The sequence below is a fragment of the Nostoc sp. C057 genome (assembly GCF_013393925.1).
Classification (GTDB): Bacteria; Cyanobacteriota; Cyanobacteriia; order Cyanobacteriales; family Nostocaceae; genus Nostoc; species Nostoc muscorum_A.
Genome location: NZ_CP040290.1, coordinates 53,519 through 71,788, shown reverse-complemented (window position 1 = coordinate 71,788; position 18,270 = coordinate 53,519). Strand labels below are relative to the sequence as shown.

18 protein-coding genes are annotated in these 18,270 nt (G+C 42.7%); 3 read left to right on the top strand and 15 right to left on the bottom strand.

Annotation, left to right across the window (positions count from 1 at the left end; translation table 11 throughout):
* Positions 1–271 precede the first annotated feature (271 nt).
* From FD724_RS38265 to FD724_RS38225, 9 genes are all read right to left on the bottom strand, one after another.
* A complete protein-coding gene (locus FD724_RS38265) occupies positions 272–679 on the bottom strand; it encodes a hypothetical protein (protein ID WP_179076798.1) in 408 nt (135 codons plus the stop codon).
* A gap of 371 nt (positions 680–1,050) precedes the next feature.
* Positions 1,051–1,194: a hypothetical protein gene (locus FD724_RS38260; protein WP_179076797.1), complete on the bottom strand. Its 144-nt coding sequence runs from the start codon at positions 1,192–1,194 to the stop codon at positions 1,051–1,053.
* 124 nt (positions 1,195–1,318) lie between these two features.
* Positions 1,319–1,789: a hypothetical protein gene (locus FD724_RS38255; protein ID WP_179076796.1), complete on the bottom strand. Its 471-nt coding sequence runs from the start codon at positions 1,787–1,789 to the stop codon at positions 1,319–1,321.
* Between the two features lie 3 nt (positions 1,790–1,792).
* Positions 1,793–3,019 carry a helicase-related protein gene (locus tag FD724_RS38250; RefSeq protein ID WP_372726557.1) on the bottom strand — a complete coding sequence of 409 codons (1,227 nt, stop codon included), beginning with the start codon at positions 3,017–3,019 and terminating at the stop codon, positions 1,793–1,795.
* Complete coding sequence (locus FD724_RS42275; protein WP_372726556.1) at positions 2,964–4,112, bottom strand: DEAD/DEAH box helicase; 1,149 nt, start codon at positions 4,110–4,112, stop codon at positions 2,964–2,966. The genes FD724_RS38250 and FD724_RS42275 overlap by 56 nt, the downstream gene beginning before the upstream one ends.
* A gap of 39 nt (positions 4,113–4,151) precedes the next feature.
* Positions 4,152–4,427: a hypothetical protein gene (locus tag FD724_RS38245; protein ID WP_179076794.1), complete on the bottom strand. Its 276-nt coding sequence runs from the start codon at positions 4,425–4,427 to the stop codon at positions 4,152–4,154.
* A gap of 2,253 nt (positions 4,428–6,680) precedes the next feature.
* A complete protein-coding gene (locus FD724_RS38235) occupies positions 6,681–6,869 on the bottom strand; it encodes a hypothetical protein (protein ID WP_179076792.1) in 189 nt (62 codons plus the stop codon).
* Between the two features lie 648 nt (positions 6,870–7,517).
* A complete protein-coding gene (locus FD724_RS38230; protein ID WP_179076791.1) occupies positions 7,518–7,952 on the bottom strand; it encodes a hypothetical protein in 435 nt (144 codons plus the stop codon).
* A 2,993-nt stretch (positions 7,953–10,945) separates the two neighbouring features.
* Complete coding sequence (locus FD724_RS38225) at positions 10,946–11,332, bottom strand: hypothetical protein (protein WP_179076790.1); 387 nt, start codon at positions 11,330–11,332, stop codon at positions 10,946–10,948.
* Positions 11,333–13,495: 2,163 nt separating this feature from the next.
* Here FD724_RS38225 and FD724_RS38220 point away from each other — a divergent pair.
* Positions 13,496–13,657, top strand: a complete 162-nt coding sequence (locus FD724_RS38220) for a hypothetical protein (protein WP_179076789.1) — start codon at positions 13,496–13,498, stop codon at positions 13,655–13,657.
* 1,096 nt (positions 13,658–14,753) lie between these two features.
* A complete protein-coding gene (locus FD724_RS38215) occupies positions 14,754–14,912 on the top strand; it encodes a hypothetical protein (protein WP_179076788.1) in 159 nt (52 codons plus the stop codon).
* Here FD724_RS38215 and FD724_RS38210 read toward each other — a convergent pair whose 3' ends face one another.
* The 3 genes from FD724_RS38210 to FD724_RS41500 form a co-directional block, all read right to left on the bottom strand.
* Positions 14,913–15,344 (bottom strand): hypothetical protein, encoded by a 432-nt coding sequence (locus tag FD724_RS38210; protein ID WP_179076787.1) that lies wholly within the window; start codon positions 15,342–15,344, stop codon positions 14,913–14,915.
* Positions 15,345–15,655: 311 nt separating this feature from the next.
* Positions 15,656–15,880: a hypothetical protein gene (locus FD724_RS38205; protein ID WP_179076786.1), complete on the bottom strand. Its 225-nt coding sequence runs from the start codon at positions 15,878–15,880 to the stop codon at positions 15,656–15,658.
* Complete coding sequence (locus FD724_RS41500) at positions 15,870–15,992, bottom strand: hypothetical protein (RefSeq protein WP_256874773.1); 123 nt, start codon at positions 15,990–15,992, stop codon at positions 15,870–15,872. The genes FD724_RS38205 and FD724_RS41500 overlap by 11 nt, the downstream gene beginning before the upstream one ends.
* Before the next feature lie 198 nt (positions 15,993–16,190).
* Here FD724_RS41500 and FD724_RS38200 point away from each other — a divergent pair, with 198 nt between their 5' ends.
* Positions 16,191–16,340 (top strand): hypothetical protein, encoded by a 150-nt coding sequence (locus tag FD724_RS38200; protein WP_179076785.1) that lies wholly within the window; start codon positions 16,191–16,193, stop codon positions 16,338–16,340.
* A gap of 169 nt (positions 16,341–16,509) precedes the next feature.
* Here FD724_RS38200 and FD724_RS38195 read toward each other — a convergent pair whose 3' ends face one another.
* From FD724_RS38195 to FD724_RS38185, 3 genes are all read right to left on the bottom strand, one after another.
* The gene (locus FD724_RS38195; protein ID WP_179076784.1) at positions 16,510–16,734 is read right to left on the bottom strand and encodes a hypothetical protein; all 225 of its coding nucleotides are present in this window, start codon (positions 16,732–16,734) and stop codon (positions 16,510–16,512) included.
* Positions 16,735–16,800: 66 nt separating this feature from the next.
* Complete coding sequence (locus FD724_RS38190; protein ID WP_179076740.1) at positions 16,801–16,959, bottom strand: hypothetical protein; 159 nt, start codon at positions 16,957–16,959, stop codon at positions 16,801–16,803.
* A 522-nt stretch (positions 16,960–17,481) separates the two neighbouring features.
* A complete protein-coding gene (locus FD724_RS38185) occupies positions 17,482–17,763 on the bottom strand; it encodes a hypothetical protein (protein ID WP_179076783.1) in 282 nt (93 codons plus the stop codon).
* Between the last annotated feature and the right edge of the window lie 507 nt (positions 17,764–18,270).

Genomic DNA, 18,270 nt, shown 5'->3' with positions numbered 1-18,270 from the left:
CATGAGTTAAAATCTCAATTTTAGTTCAAATCACAGTAATATCCATATTTTGTTGGATGGTCAGACTTTATCTTCAAGCAGATTATTACTGCACCGTTTCTCGCACCTGTAGCCTCACCCCAAACCCTCCCGGATACCTCTGCCCCCTCCACCAATGGATAAACCTGCAAAAACCCAAGTTCCATCGGTTCGACTGCTAAACTCAAAATCGCTGACTTTAAATCTCCCCCTCGCATCAGGAGGCGCTATCAGCGAAACCGATGCACCTTGCTTAAACGCTTCCTCCCACCTGTTCTCGCCAATTGGGTTCATTCAGCCAAACTGTGCGATCGCCCACTTGCAAAATATCCAGTGAAATTTCTCTATCAGCATCGGCAATCACAACAAGGGATAGCGAGAAGATAAGGCGCGAGAACGAATAATATTTCCTCGTCCACAACAGCCCATAAATCACTTGAAACCGCCAATAGGGATTAGGCTGCACTAAATCAAGATGCAACAATGCCTGATCCAACTGGTCATCGTTACTGGTGACATGGGCAAACTCCTGCCGCATCAATTTCAAAAATACCCTAAACGCGCTTCTTCTTGATGCCACAAAACGAATCAAATCCAGCAGTAGTTTATCGGTTTCTGAGGTACTTCCAGGACGCAAAACCCGTGCGTTAATTGCAGTCATCACCGGATGCGTTACCAAAATCCCCTTAGAGGACAGGACTTTGCGGAGGCGATCAACGCTGTTTTAATTCACCTTGTCCTTCGGCTAACCGCACATCAGCCCATTGCATCGGCGACATCTACCGCTGGTTTGGGTTAGCTCCAATAACCGCGTCAGTTCCGAGTTCACAATCTCCAAAATCTCCAGGTGACAACACACTCCCCGCCAATCGGGAAAAAATTCACCGGATCAGCAACGCATAGCGCCGCAAGATTTCCTCAATCGCCCCCCACCGCCACCAATGGTAGATTCAGTTATCCAAATTTCCTCTACTCCCTCTGGAAATAGCAGGTGCATCTGGTGGACGCGGGCCAGGATCGAAATATCTAAAATCAAGTCGCCCAAATCAAAGTGGGGACACAATTGCCCAGCAACATCCAGCAGCGCCCCTCCCAAGGTCGCGCTTTAAAACGTAATGCTGCCCAAGAGTGCCACTCTTCATCAGGTTCTGACCAGAGAATCGGTGCAAAAGTCATTTAATGTAGTTTGGATGATGTCTGCGTTTGGCAAGTGCCCAGCAACCTATCATGTACACCCTCTGCCGTCCCTGAATTTGTTCTGGTGCAGATTCCCCTTCTTCCAGTAGAGTTTCTTCGACGTTCAAGCTTTGAAAGATATTGTCCAGAACCCTTGCCGTTTCTTGACCCATATTTTCACCCAAAAGCGCCTCAAAGCTTCAGGTAGGGAGATTTGGTCTGCCAAGTCGCGGGCGGTGAGCATCGATATATATATTTGATAAAGCCATTCCCGTTGAAAGACATTTGTTAATTCACACAATCTGGCATCTATCAAGACCCGATATCGGAAATATGCCGTGCGAAACGCCCAAATCTTCTCTGGATTAGAATCGCTGGGACTGATGCTGAAATTAGGGGAATACAAAAAGCGAAATACTAGACCATCAACAGATTGGGCAAATCCTACAGCTGCTGAATTACCATCGTGTTTTTGGGTGAAGCAAATTGTCGTTATCGAGTTCGTCACCGTTTTGAAAACGGATGTTAGCATGGGAGGCGATCGCAAACCGCCGCACTTCAAAGGGGCGATTGTTGGATGTGGGTAAAGCAGCAAACTTCAGTAATAATTTTGCACCACGAGGAACCTTGGGGTAGTTCGGAGTTTAATACCGGAGTCGGGAGGAATTATTTGACTGCACCATTCTAATTGGGCATTAGAACGAACGGAAATGCTGGCAGGAACTTGTGTAAGATTGATTGCCCAAGGACGAATGCAGCGAATATCTACAATTTCTCCATTTTGCCAAAGTTGAAAAATTCCCGCTTCTTCAAATTCAGTACAGTAGTCTTCTATTGGTAAATTTTGTTCTCTTTCTTGCCAATTCGGGGGAGCAATCCAGTGAGTTGCATGGATGTGTTGTACCCCAAAACGACGACTAGCCCTGCCTGGTGTAAAGGTTTTCAGTGCTTGAATAATGGGCATGAGGTTAATATCTGGCTGGCTATTACGCAATTGGGGAGGTGTCGTAATCTTTACTTCTGGTAAGAGCAAGTCGCTAAATAAACTGGGGGGAACGAAATCGGGTAAGGGGTCGTTGGTTTGATAATCTTGATTTGATTCATTTAAATGTACTGAAAAGCGATACCAATTAGACTTTAAACGCCGCAGCAAAGTGGGAAGTACCACCATCATCAATGACCTTGGGGCTTCCCAGAGAATAGCTTCGACCTCATCTTTGCTCAAATTCAAGGCTGATTGCAGATATGCTGCCAATTCGAGTTGTCTTGTTTCTGTTTCGAGAATCTTTTCAATTAGTTCTATTTCTAATTGCTGGCGTTTTTTTGCGTATTCAGATGGGCTGGCAAAATCATACCAAACACTTCCTTTGATTGCTGCTAACTGGTGTCCTACCCAATCCATAAAAGCGAAAACCGCAGATGTGCGAATAACATAGCGGTTTTGGATGGGGAGCGAGCGCTTTTCTAAAACTGGGTTAAATAACATATCATAGCCTTGATAGACAATGCGATCGCGTCCGTAGTCAGAAAGCACTACCACTGTCCAAGGTCGCATAATTCGCCGTCGTCCAGCACGTCCTTTTCTTTGGAGAAATGAAGCCATATCTCGCGGTGATTTGTGCTGAATTACACCTCCAACCTCTGGGTCGTTGAATCCCACTTCTAGGGATGCAGTAGCAACAATTACATCGCTATTTGGGGTAACTCCAGTATCTTGGGAACTAGTGCGGCTAATACTCAAAGGCAATTCCAACCCATGACCAATTTCTTCACATAAAAGCCAAGATTGCCCAGCAACTAAGCGTTCGCTCCCCCTCAGATGCACTATGCGATCGCAATGCTGCAAATGGCTGTCTTCCCCGCAGAGGACGACCCCAACTGTCGCATCCTTCGGCATCCAAAAGGTTATGAAATAAGCGGTTGGTTACATCTAAATCGTCAGTAAAAGCAAAAACACGGGAACCATAGAACCCTTGGCTGGGAGGGTCTTCAGATGGATCAAGGATGCGCCGTAGCAGCATCGAAGTTAGTATCGTTGTAGACAGTAAACTCGTTCCAGATACGGGGTCGCCTCTGAGAACTAATTGATATTCCGTGCCTTCCGCAACTTGATTTTCGCCGGGAGAAACTTCCTCGATAGAACCAGGATTTAAGCCTATCAGTTGGCTAAAAAACTCTGCTGCACTTTCTAATGTTGCCGAAAGACCCGTAAATTGGACTTTTGTGGCAATTATTTTCTGCCAACGTCGCAACAGGTAAGCAACCTGTGCCCCGTGAATACCCGTGTAAGTATGTACCTCATCAAGCAAAACTATCTGAGGCTTTTTCGCAGTTGCAATGCCGAATATATGACCGTAACGGGAGTCTCCCATAGACCGATTGAGCATTTCTGTGCTGGTAAAAACCAAGTCTGGGGGAGTTTTCGTCATGCGATCGCGTGTTAAAATTACTTCATCTTCTTGGATAACAGCACCGCAAGATAGCTTGAGACAAGAAAGTTGTTCTTTACCTGCTTCTAAATCAGCCCGTCGCCAAGATAGCGCACCCTCACATCTGGGACACCGCAGGTAAGGACAAGTAAACCCACCACTTTCAGCTTCCCATTTATCCTGTACCCGATCCAAAGTTGCGCTTCTGGGAGTTAAGCCAAAAAATGCACCAATAAGAATTTTACGCTTACCTTCTGCCTTGAGGACAGCATCAAGACGACGTGCTTCTTGATAGGTTTCAGAAAATTGGTCTTTGAGAAGTTCGTTACGGGGATAAATTGCCAGTCCCTTACTCCAATACTCATTCTTTTTCAACAACCCTGCAATATGCGCCAGTGCTGGTAAGTAAAAAGATAAAGTCTTCCCCGTTCCTGTCCCAGCACAGACAATCATCCCGCGACTTTTCGTGCTGTTTAAATCCCGCAGCATCCGGCTTGTAGCGCGTAGCTGAAAATCTGCAAGTTGAACTCACCACGCAATGGCGAATTTAGTATAGCTGCAACAGCTTTTTCGTATTGGAGTTAATAGTTTATCTGCCTCTAGCTGTTTAATTACTGCTTCTGGCGTAATATATCTTTTGGGATAAATTCTCGGACGGATTTGTAAGCGATAATCAGCAACTAAGGTAGGAGATGTTTGCCAACTATTATTCGGGAACAGTTGGCGGAGACGGGCAAATAATCTCACCCCTTCCGCCATCCTGGTGCGAAAAAGCGATCGCCTTCCGGAGGCTTGAACCTTCAAACAACAATTTGCGATCAATGATTTGCTCTATAAAATCCCAAACATCCTCATCAATTTCACAATTATTTAGAAAATCGTCAGCAAGTCTTTTTAATTTCATCTTCAGAAAATCCACCATCAATAATTTCCCACGTCAAAAGTTGTAACTTTCTCCTGGCGTTCCAACTTATCCTAAAAATTTTCTAATTATTTTATCCCAGTTGGTAGTCACCTCTTGCTCTGCCCTTACTTTATTTTAAATCAAGCGAACTCCTTAAGGAATCAGTCATGCTGATTAATCCACCTGAACTTCTGGAGTAGATCTTTGGCTTGAATATGTAACTTCACATCAGTACTCAATCTCATCTTCCCGAAGTGTTTTCCTAAAGTAACTGAAGGGAAACGCCCATTTCAATATCATCAATAGAATTTTCCAAAGTGTATTTTCCAGCACATCTCTAGTTAAATTCACCAGAGTTAAATTCATCTGGATTGCTCTTACTAGCATCTGTTCTAAAGCTTTAGGGTGAGAAAGGATAAAGACCCATTCCCCTCAACATGACCAAAACCTGTATGACAAAGCGAAGGAATGTTCGCATTCGTTACAAGCACCCCCTATTTCATCTCTATTTTGAGGAATTAGCAGTTTTCAATGTCTTGTTCCTTTAAAAATAGACAGCATTTAGATATCTAGCAACAAATACTTAGAATATCATCCTGAGTAATTAAAGATTTCTACCCTGCGTTGGTTCAATAATAAGATTGACATTCGAAGGTAAACCGCTGTTGCAGATATCAATCAAATTTTAAAATAACCTGTAGTACAAAAAAGCTAATGCTGTACGCACTTAGCACATAATAGTCTTATTTCAGCTTGCTGAGGTCTTGCTAAAACTACTTCCAATACTTCTCTATCAATACCTTGCAATTTAGCCGAAATCTTCAATTAGAAAGTACTAATTCAATATTTTCTGCTAATATATAAGTAAAAAACTATTCCGCATTAATTGCTGCCGTCTTCTCGACCAAAATTCAAAACTTGGGTGATGGCTTCATCTAAGTGATCATTAGCCCCCCAAATTACAGTGCCCTTCCCTTATTATCCTCATCATTTATTAATAAACTATAAAATTCTCGTGCCTTTCTTAGCTTTTTGAATATTTAAAATATTAAGAGGCAAATCTTCCGTGAAAAACTCACGACGTTCATTAATATCTTCAATAGTATATTGATATCAGTGTATGAATTACTAAACGATGAATAATCTCTCCATCTCTTAATAAATGTTCTCGAAAGAAATCATCATATAGCAAAGCAGGTAAATTTTCGATTAAATATTCCTGGGATTTCTCATCAGCAAGTTTAGCGCGTGTATGTTGTCATTATCTAACTTGGCTTCAGAATTGTTTAATAATTGTTCTCTTACGCATATCTGTGAAGTCAAACGATTGATTTAAACGTTTGCGGTACTCATCTAATTTATCTGCCTCAAATTCTGCAATATTTGAAATCTTTTCAATTATATCTTTTAAATTTGTGCCAATTCTGGGAATTAGCAGCACTTTTCGTCTATCGGTTGATTTTATATTAGCTTGCAACCAGCTGAATCAGGTGAGATTTTCCCGTACCGTCTCACCCCCAAAGAAACAGGTACAAAAGGCAACATCGTTTTTCACTCTAAAAATCTTTGAGAAACTGTGGCTTCATCATATTCTTTTTTGTGATAAAAACTTTAATAGAGTCCTGACGATACATTGCAATAGGATTTGATGTGTAGCCAAAAACAAATGATTTGCAGTTTGGAGTTTGCTTCCACGTTCCTAATCACCTGACGAATCATATCCAGTTTCCAACAGACAAACTTTTTCAAAAGTCATGATTTTTCTCCTTTCCAAATAATGTGAGAAATTCGCCCATCATTATCAACTTGTTTATTGACTTTTGGTAAAAATCATAAAGACTGAATCAGATTGTCTCTCAAGCTGAATCTCACCCTCATCTTGAAGTCGAAATAAGGCAAAAGCTGTACTTGTAGAAAGAAAATTAGTTTCGCGTGTGCCAATTTGTTCTTCTACCTCTTCTCGAAACTTTCCAGTTTTCAAATAAAAGGACATTGTTTGGCTAATCTATTAATAAAATCTTGGATTGTAATTTCTTGTTGTCCATTAAACAAAAGCTTGAGATTTCGTTTAATATAAGCTGTCGGATCGGGGAACTATTGAGGGTTTCCCTCCCAAAGTATGACCCCATGCAAAACCCAGGTAGCGCATCCAGTCATCCATTTTGCACTAAAAGAGGCGACTGCTTGACATTTTCAAAAAAATCGCCTGCTTTTTGGTTACTAATACGCTTTTCCACTTCTACCCAAGTCCCAGGTGCATCGTAAATATCCTGTGCTAAATACCAAAAGCACAAAATACCGACCAAAGTCTTCTTACATCTTTCTTCGTTATCAGATGTCAAAAAAAGTAAGTGAAAGTATCAGGTAATAGCTTGTCACTCAAGCTGAGGATTTATTGCATCTTTTGGTAAGTTTGATTAATTGTAACTTCTTCATTCTCTTGATTAAAAGTTTGCATTTTATGCTTTTCCCTAATAAGCATCATTGAACATAGGATGAGAGGTTTTTGTCTTTTGATTTTCTTCCTCGCTAAATGTTCATTAATTTGTAGGAGATAATATTTTCTAATACGTCTCTCTTCTCCCTTTGTCCTTGAGCATGAGTAAATATCTAAATATTCCCCGCATTCTGCTCGGGATGAGCAAACCTGTTTTTAAAACACTCATATACTAGCTTACTCGGTACATAAATACAACAAATTTAAAATATCGTGCCTGAAAAAATATTAATTAATAGTCGGTCTTCTCTCTCTAGGTCTGGTGTATTTATAGGAAGTAAAATCATGCGCGTTCCTAAGCTTGTAGCCTGTATTTCAGATAAATATTTTGGTAAAGGTATTCCTGGAGGATGAAAATCAGAGTGCGTATTCGTGGCAGTTAGCACAGGTTCATAACTATCAGCTAGAAAAATAAATGAGTTATGTATTTTACTACTTTCTTTCCAAAATTAGTTATATTCTGGAGAAATTACAAAATTCATCCCCTGTTCTGTTAGCCACTTAAACAATTTTCGACCTCTTGACAACTTATTTGGCTCAGTTCCAGCGAATCACAGAAATGGGCAGAATTACCCGTGCTGATTTGTTCCATTGTTTGCCGGTGTTCCAGCTGTATTACTCCGGTGTGACTCATTTTCTGCGTCAGATAACAGTTACGACGGATTTCGTTCTGCGTGACGTGAGTTATACGCTTGTGCAAATACTGAAATAAAGGAAACGTTTGGCTTTTAAAGTCAGCGTTTTGCAACTCCGAAGCTTTGGCGTTGATGAAGAACTGGAAATTAACCAGATTCTCAAATGTTCCCAGTCGGCATTCATTGCGGATGGTACGCGAGAATCTTCGGTGGCAATCAAGCCGCTTCGATGCTTCACCAGACTGACCAGAAAGCTTCGAGATGTTCTTCGGAGCCCTGATTGCCGGGTTCATCGTAACGCACACAGCCTACTTGTCACTTTGCATACCGTCTTCTTCTAAAGAGGAGGATTATTAATAGCACACTGGTGGTTTATCGCTTGCAGTGTCTTCTTCGCAAACATACGCAGTCCTCCGGTTGTGGGTTGTCGATTTTCGTTTAAAACCACGAAGCAACATTGAAGTCTCGCCGTATATGATGCTAGCGATTGCTTCGCTCATCTTCTTTCAACCACCTCTGATAGAGTTCGGTCAATGGTTTGGACACAAGACACGCCCAACAACTGGCATCAAATTGTTACCTCGTTGCTTAGCCTGAACACGCCTTAACTAGCGTTGGTTTCCCGATTACCTTAATCTTTAGTCTCCGTAATTAACGGTGATGATAACTGCCTGCGCTTTTCTAACTTCACGCCAGCCGTTAAACTGGCTGCAGGCGCTGGTCGCACTGCATAGCAGATATTGCTTGTAAATCTTTCCGGTAGCAACAAGATTCTCGTTAATGTTGCTGAGCAGGACAAAGACGCAGTAATCTCTTTCGTAGTCTCGGGAATTTTCTGAAATGTGGGACAGTCATCTCATTGTTTACATGTGTGCTTTCATCGATATCAGGTTAAAATATAGTATAGGTGCTAGAGAATTCATTAAATTAGAGAGGTAAAATACTTTTTAGTCCCGACGCGAATGTGATCTATGTATATCCTTCCTCTTCTCTTACCCTGAATCGTAATAGTGCATCATTTAATGCCGTTCTGGTCACAGTTATCGCCGTTGGCACACCACGCCGACACCGTAGTAGTTGAGCGCAAGCATTTTTCCGCATTCCGTAGGTAAGTTTATTATTAAAGTTGAATTATCAGGAGCAAAGTCAAAACCGCACGAGTTCGTTACGCCGTCGCCGGGCTTGTTCAATCTCACACTGTAAAATGGTCGCCGGAAACTTGTCGGTTTTCTTCTCTGGCCTGGCGGATATTGTCGCTAGTCGTTGTTTCTGGTTGCCAGCGATGAAAGATAGTGTCGCCCGCGCAAAGCAATGCAGTTAGCCACCGCACGGCGATTGGTGGTGCGGAGGCTGCAGTCGCCGCAGCAACTTCACCTCAAATAGCCCGCGCCGCAGCTGATATGACGCACCAGACTGGCAAGATCCCTATGCAGTGCAATTAACAATGCCGATGACAAGTTCCTGAGACACATTGCCACTCAGAAATTTTTACCTGCCTTGCCAGGCCTCCTTCCATGCGGGAGTCAACATAAATATCTCTCCTCGTATTTAGCTGAGGTCGCCTGCAAACGATAATAGCCCGTCAGAACAAGAGAATGTTAGAGATGAATTCTTCGACTAGCTTGTTAACGCCGTATTTCGTTATTGAGTTTGCGCCTAGCCTTAAATATATTGGTATGGTTGAGACGCAAGCTTACTGATTCAGTCTCTACCTAACTTTTCCAGCACGGATGGCAATTATTTTCACATACGCCTGGGATCGCTGACCGAGTAATTCTAAGATGCCTGATGGCAATACTCGCTAGGCTCAATAAAATTATCACAATACAACACTTTTGCTGTTAGGTCCGATATTACCGCTCCTTGGGTTTATAGATGCCGCAGGATATAACGCTCATCGCCAATCGCACACATTGTTCATATCGTGCATCAATGTCACACTTTCGAATAATTAATTATTGCACTCAGTAGTTTTATATATGTACTGTTAAATTTGTTGTCAACGTAATTGGGACGGCTGATCTTCTAATGTCCCGGGGAATGGATAGCAAGATGATAGTGCTTGCCAGTTTTTCATCACGTGCTCAGTTGCTGATTTGTTATTCTTGCTGTTGTGTGTTCCAAATTCCTTTTCTAAATTTCACTACAATGTTGTCGCTTTCCGTAAGTTTAACAAGTATGTCGCGTTAGATTGCGATTGGCTGAAATTAATGCATCACAAATTCACCTTCGTTTGACGGGCACATCACCCAAGCTTCGAAAAGGTAGCGTTCATCTGCATATCATCTAGGCAGCTTGCCCGCCGAGATTGTTTCCAGCGAATTTCTTGAATGACTTCATGTTAATAAACTATTGCACTCGATTTAAAATTTCGTTAACAAGGGTAATTTCTCGTCAACATAATTGTGCTGGCAATAGATTGCTCAAAGATATAAAACTCTTCACATGACCACATCATAGAGACTGTCAACCACGCCAGCAAATACAACTAACTAATAACGACAACTGGTCTATCTCAATAATTCTTACCTAGGCGATTTATGACAAGGCAGTTAAAAACATATCATGTAAAGGTACCGTGCCGTTTATTCTTCGCCAGAGGAGGCAAACTAAAAATAAGTATTTGGAGTCTTAAAATCGATCTGTTCACTGAGATCTAGTTCAACTTGCATCGACGACAGCTCCCCTCACCAAAACACGCCATGGGATTACTGGCACAGCCCACAAAACCGAACAGCAATCACGCCCGGTACGGTCAGCTGTTGCTAGGGAGGTTACTACTAGGGGTGTTCGCAAATAGACGACCATCTGATTAAGATCGCCATCCTCGACGGTTGTTCTATATGTAGGCTTTGCAAAATATTTTTCGCAAATTTGTTTCAGTCAGATGAACATATCAGCGAATAAACGCTGGCAGGGGATACGTCAATACTTAAACGTGCTTGAATTACCTGCAGGCCAATTGTTAGCGCAACAGACTACTGAAACAAAAATGCGGCATATTGTCTGCGTCATCAGGAAGATTATGCCGCCACTTCCGCCAGATTGTCATGACGTCATTTGTCGTACTGGCCTTCGCGGTTGCGTCGTACCAGCACGCCGGAAAGCGACGAGATTCGGCGGTGAAGCAGGTATCGCTAATATGAATAGCGAATTGCCCCGGACAATCTGCACGTTAGCTTGTAAATCCGCTCTTTCTAGATGTTCGCCACCCCAGTAAATATTGTCTGCATACGGAGATTAGTTTTCAGTCGCGGTTTCGTACCTTTAGTGATCATCTCGGCGTTTAATTGTTTTCACGAAAACCCGTTGTCATCGCCGCTGCAGGACGCAGATGAATAGTTGAAAATCTGTCAGTGTCGACAGTGCAGCTATAAGGCGATCGGCGAGCAATATTTGAAACAGCTGGCGCACTGCTGTTGGTGTTGGCCATTGCCGATGTGGTGTGCTCACCCAAAATTAGCAAGCCTGCTGGGTGCTGATTGTCCTCAACAGAGTACTGCTGTCGTTTGGGAAAGTGAGTGTAAAACTGTTTTCTACTTCGCCGCCACTGTTGAGTAATGCCAGAACGGCCTGTCAGTACGTTCAGAAGCACATCTGTACATACCGATATTGCCACCGTTTCTCGATTTTTCTTCCCTGTCTCATCGCTAATAAATAATGTTACAGGCATAATGACGGACAGTCTCGCTTAATACTGGCAGAATGAGCCGACAAGGCAAGCGGGCTATTTAACAAAGCGCGTTCAATGTGGAGTTAGCCTTCGCTAAAGTAATATAACGAACGTGTTTCAGTAAGTGATCGCATCTGGTGTCACTGAGCTGTATTATCCCAGATGAGCAACCAACTATATTTATCCCGAGCTCTGGTACTGGATTATAGCATGAGTCAGTTCAAGTTCGACCAGAGTATTTAGCAACGTGCCGAAGATCGCCGTTCCCGAACAAAAAATAACATTGCATTGGCACACGACCTTTGGCGCCTGCTGTTGTTCGGGAATCTCCTACACGACCGCAGCATATCTGGAGTCTTCACCAGTACGCTGTTCTTCTGTACGCACATAGCGGGCTAGGTCGCGTGTTATTTTTCCGCTGCTTGGTCAGAGAGACAGCCGCCAACGCGGGAGCCTACATGGCTCCAACTTGGCAACGTTATACTTGTGCGTCATCGCGGCAAGGTGTCACAAACTGGGTTTCGTCAGCACGTAAGCCTTCAAATGGGCATTTCGTAGCTGGTGCACAAGTTGTTTGCATCACTAGGCCTCCTACAGTAGTACACCCAGAGATAAGTATATATTTCCAGTTATGCTTCTGTAATAAACAATGATTTATTGTTAAAACACAGAAACAGTAGAGTATTGATCGCTGGGCAGTTAGATTACAACTTTCTTGGAAACTGATGCACAGTGAGTCTCGTTGTCATATTGTTACAGCTCTGGCTAAAACAGATAGTGGGCTTGGGCGAATAAATTACCAACAAAATAAGAGTCAAATTTTGCATTGCCAATAATATTATGGGGAAGAATCTTGGGAAAGTCAGTGCTCCAACGACAGGCGACGGGAGGGCGATCACAATCCGGCAACGGGTTGCTGGCATGCTATTGATTGAGGCCACAGGATGATGATTAAATATACAGCAGCTGGCATGGACAACAGAAAGACCTCAGTAATCCAGCCAAAGGCGCCAACAAAGTGCTCACAGAGCAAATTCTCTGCTGATCACCCAATTTTTGCGTAGTCAAATACTGCACTGCAACATGAAGTAGAACCTGGCCGCTCAGTTCTTTGCCTGCCAAAGCAGTCTTCTCACAGTTAATAGAACAATACTCAAGTTTATGTAATTAGTGGATTTTAATAACAATTGTATAATAAACTGGCTATTTTCAGATTGGTTTATTGTCTTTACATCCCTATTGCACTTAGCGCTTAATCAGTTTTCAAGCTGCTCAATAGACTATGCTTGATCACTATGCCACGCGCTTTAACACTATTCTCACCGCTTGCAGCAGTCAACATACCACACCTGTGCCCAGGTGGCCGACATCTGCCGGTGCCGCACATGAAATCGCTGCTTGAGTGTTTTTGTATTGTTACACTGCATTTCTGTAGCATAAATTTGATGTCGCCATCAATTTCAGAATTGAGAAACCAAATATTCGGCAATGTACAGCCGCAAGATTTACCATGTTGCCAGGAATAATATCTGTCGCACTAACCAGATAATAGTTTGTTGATTGGGATTACGCGATTTCTTTAGCAGCGATCTTTCTTGTAATAAGTGTTACGCCATGCAATAGAGATTGTAGAACAGAATTTCGAGGTGTCGGTTGTTCCGCATTGTCGTATGAAACCAGCATTGCCGTTAGTACAGAAATGAAGTGTTGCTCGGGCCAAGCCAAGAATTGAGACAAAGCCTGGGGCCTGGGTGTCATGGCCTAGAGCCATGATGAATCTCTGGTGTCATGATGATTAATATCTAGAAATGCAGAACAGTCTCGCTGGGCGCCGCTCTTCTTCGCGGTGACTACCAAGTATTGTAGCAAAGCATCAGTAAGTTGCCAGAGTACACTGGGATATGACGGGCTGAATTAAGATACGGGGAGTTAAGTGGCCCGGCTGTAAGAACCGTAGGTCGCGACACTGCCCAAGGCATTTCTAGCTGGGAAAGAGCGGTGGTTATGTTGAAGGGGTGAGCGCGATGCGCTGTGTCACTGCAGGCAGAAATAGCAGTCAGGGATGGTCGCCTTGCAAGTTGCTTTTCCGTAGTCACGCTAAATTGAGATTGCTTAATATGGTCTAGTTACTCTGTGTCATGATGTAGTTAATACAGGCGTGAAATGAATTTACATAAAATGCTGTTAGGTTGTAACTGTATAAAACCCAGCATTAGCAAAGCAGTACAGATGGTGGCAAATAGTGAAAGATGCGACAACGTAGTTGTAAGTCTTGGGCATTGGGTATGGTGGTTCACCAGTTGGTGGTGGTGGCGCTTTAAATAGGCATAACCACTATATCCTTCGCCATGACAGACCGCACAAATCATAGAGAAGCCAACACTGCGAGGCAGCAGCCCAACTGGTCGTTCTGACTAGTCATGAGGTACGCAAAAAATAAAGATGGTGAAATTCTATCAGTAGCTAATGCAAATAAACTCAGGTTATATTTTCAAGAGAGTCCAAAGCTATAATAGGATATAGTAGTAGTAGATTATACTACGATGCAGTGACATAGACGTGCTACAAAACTGTAAATGAGAGAGCCAAAACGGCAGTCTGCATGGAAATTGCGCCAGAAAGCCAACGTGATACAGTCTGATGAGAAACATGGCGATAGTAAGCCGTACAGACCGTACAAGCAAATTATTGCCGGTATATAGACCTGCAAAACCGCCGTTGCCACCACGTACGGGAGAGCGAGACGTCGCGCAACACAGTTGCCAGTCAAAATCACCAACGACCGGTCAACTTGTTATTATAGTAACTGTTCGTGGCCTGTCACTCTTAGTTCTGTAAATTCGTGCTAAATGGGTCCCTAGGGCAATTTCAGCGGGTCATTGTTACTGTAGTAATAGGATAATGCATATATAGCGTTGTAAATCTCATCTACCGTTACCTGAAATCCTGAGTTACGATTGGGATATGTGTGAGGTTGGCGTGATAAATGTTATGACTGGTCTAGTTAACGCATACATAAATCTCTAAATAGCTAAAGACATGAGCATGGCCTATCTGTCTGGTTACGTCTGTTAATTTAAATTAACAGACGTAACAGGTTAGATTATGCTCATGTCTGCAATGAGCTTTTATATAACAGGTTTATGTATGCGTTAACTAGTTAGTCATAACCTGTTCATATTTGCATAACCTATTAATAACGCATATATCCACAATCATTGTATGACAAGGGTTTCAGGTAATGGTTAGATTGGTAGATGAGTTTATAACAGTATATATGCATTATCCTGTTACTACTTTAGCTAATATGTTATAGATTAATTTAAGTTATTTAACAGGTTACAAGGTTTGGGTGACAGATTATAACAGTTTTATATAATAACAAGTTATTGATTTTGCCGCGTTCGCGGTGGTGACGTTGGTGGTTTTTGACTGGCAACTGTGTTGCCGCGTCTCCCTTCTGCGATCGCTCTCCCAATTGCCAGCGCGGTTATCAGGTATTCGGCGTTCAGGCGGCGTGATGGGTGGTTATGACTGGCGACGGCGGCTTTGCCGCGTCTCCTGCTATGCCCCACAATAGTTATGCTTTGTTATTTTGGTCTGGCATAACTTCTATAAGCGCGTTTTCTATCTCATCAAGTGCTTTATCAAGCGCGTCTAACCGCTTGCGATTTTCCCACTCTTGATATGCGATCGCGACCTCTGAATCAGTTCCTAGCCCTGTGCTACTGCTGACCCTGCCTATGTGTTGGTGACAGGTATAGTCTGGGTTCTTGCCGCGCTTGACAATCCCTTTTAGCCTAGCTTTTGGGTTTCTCTTGAAAATTGGCTCATTAGCTTGCCATTTTGCGTATACATACCAGTAGATTTCACCATCTTTTTTATATTTTTTGCGTACCTCATACTGATGAATCCAGACCCCAGATTCAGACATTGGTTCATTGACCAGATGCTGCCTGATTTCCTTTAATTGTTGAAGCTTCTCTATGATTTGGTCGATGCGGTCTGTCATGGCAGTTATAGTGGTTATGCCTATTTAAAATTTTAGGGCATAACTTCTGTAGCCGCGCTAGTAGAGGCAAGCTACGCCTCCATACCGCATCTATTGGTTAGACATTTGTAATAACAAGTTTTGAAAGCGATAACAGGTTGTGACTATTCTTTGACAGCCAGCAAAATTTCTTAGAGAAAGCGATGCCGTACCACTTCGTGGAAGCAAGCTACGCGCAACGTCTCCAAGAGTTGGCAGCAAGCTACGCTCCTCAAAATTCTTAGAGAAAATCATCGCGTCCAGCCCTTACCCAAAATTCATTCATTGGGTTTTTAGTAGCAATTTGAGTAACTGGCTGGAACAAATCTATGATTAGCGATCGCAAGACAGAGGGCGGTTACGCCATTGCACAGAATCGTCAGCGCGGTTATTGACATCTGTGGTGTGGTGGACTGGACTGGCAACTGCGTTGCCACGTCTCCTGTTTTACGATAGCGATCGCTCCAGTAGTTATGCTTTATTATTTTCTTCTGGCTAGCTCCCAGCTTACCCGCCACCGTAGCCGATCGCTAAGGGAGCAAGCGCTTCACCCCATACCATACCCAATGCCCAAGACTTACAACTACGTTGTCGCGTCTTTTCACTGGCATAGCCGCGCCACCATCTCAAGTTTGTACTGCTTTGCTAATGCTGGGTTTTATACAGTTTTTGGTAGTCACCACTGAGAATAACGGCATTTTGTATCAAGTTCTGATACCGTAGTCACGCCCTCTATATAAATAGATATTAACCATCATGACTACCAAATTCATCGTAACTACCAAACCATGACTACCAAAACCCAAATCCCCAATCTCAATTCTTAGCGTGACTACGGGCGTAGCTTGCAAAGGCGATCATCCTGACTGCCTAATTTCTCTGCCTCTAATTGACCACAGCGCGATCGCTTGCCTCACCCCTTCAGACCTTAAAGCCACCGCTCTTGATTTTGCTCCCAGCAGTAGAAGAATGCCTTAGACAATGAATGTCCGCGATGCCTGCGGTTCTTGCTAGCCGAACCACTTTCTTCCCCGTATGCTTAATTCCCGAAGCGATCGCTTTATCCCAATTAATTCTCTAGCAACTTACTGATGCTAGCTTTTATACAATACTTGGTAGTCACCACTGAGAAGAGCGGCATTTTGTATCAAGTTCTGATACCGTAGTCACGCCCTCTATATAAATAGATATTAATCATCATGACTACCAAATTCATCGTAACTACCAAACCATAACTACCAAACCCCAAATCCCCAATCTCAATTCTTGGCTTGGCTACGGGCAACCACTTCATTTCTGTACTAGCTTGGCAATGCTGGTTTTTATACGGTTTTTGGTAGTCACCACTGAGAATAGCCGTATTTTGTATCAAATTCTGATACCGCAGTCACGCCCTCTATATACATGGCGTAACCGCCCGTTACAAGAGCGATCGCTGCTAAAAGTCGCGTGAGTCTTCTCCCCCAATCAACCGTCTATTATCTCTAGTTGGATCTGCGTTGGGTGTTTCTCTATTCCTGGTAACATGGTCATCACTTGCGGCAACATTGCCGAATGTTTTTAGTTTCTCAATTCTGAGAATTGTTAGTGGCGACATCAAAGATTTATGCTACAAATGCAGTGCATTGTAGTACAAAAAAACCTCCAAGCGAACGGCGGTTTCATGTCACGAGCGCAGCGAGAGATGGTGCAGCCACCCGCAGGGCATGAAACCATAGTGAGTATGGTTATGTTATTCTCTAAGCGAAGAATTGTTGAGGGCAAAAAATAGTGATTAAGAGCGCTAAGTTTTGGCATAGTCTAGGGATAGTCCAAGCATAGTCTATTGAACTTGCTTTCTTGAAAAAACTGATTAAGAGCGCTAAGTTCTGGCATAGTCTAGGGATAGTCCAAGCTAAGTTGTGGCATAGTCTGAAGAAAATGTAGTTTGGTATACAATTTTGTTATTTAAAATCCACTAATTACATAAACTTAGTGGTGATTATGTAATTAGTTTGTAAGGGAAAAAATAGCTTTAACGAACTTTGGGGGTTTAAGTAAAGAGCCTAACAAAGGCAGCCCGTTTTGGGTGGGGGTTTAAATCCCCGTCCCAAAACGTAATTGCGAATTGCGAATTGTTTTAATTTCTCCCTGACTTAAAGCCTTCCCCACTTAAAAATTCTTCATTGATCAGCAAGAGAATTTTATCTGTGTCCTTTCCCTTGTTGGCATAGCTGGCTGGATTACTGGGGTCTTTCTTGTTGTCCATGCCGAACTTAGCATTATGGCTAATCACCTCATCCTTGTGAGCCTCAATCCAATCGCGTACCAGCAAGCCGTTACAGCCCGATAAATCTCTGAGTGCTTGGTTAGTAATTGCCAAGCGATCGCCCTCCCCAGTCGCTACAGTGTCGTTATACAAACAGATTGCCTGATAAGACCTACGAATTTTTTCTATACCTGCTAAGGTTGCTTTACTTCCCCATAATGATTATCATTATTGTCTAAATTTGACTCTTGATTTTTGTTGAGTAATTTATTCCTTGGAAGCCCTTATCTGGTTTTTGGCTTAACCGAACCGTATTGATATGACAGCAAGTTTCGCAATAGGAATGGTTTCCAAGAAGTTGTAATCTAGCTGCTAGCTGTTGTTGATCCAGTACTTCTACTGATTTCTGTGTTTCTAACAATAAATCATTGGTTTTTATTTTTAAGGAAAGCATAATAAATATATACTTATCTACCCTCTGGGTGTACTACTGGTAAATTTATAGTGATGCAAATTGCTTTATTACACACCAAGCTGCAAAAATTAGCAATTTGGAAAATACATGCTGACAAGTTAGTTTGTGACTTACCTTTTACCACTGTGGTAGGACACCTAGAGTTATGCTGTTGCTTAAGTTTAGATTATGCTAGGCTCCGCGTT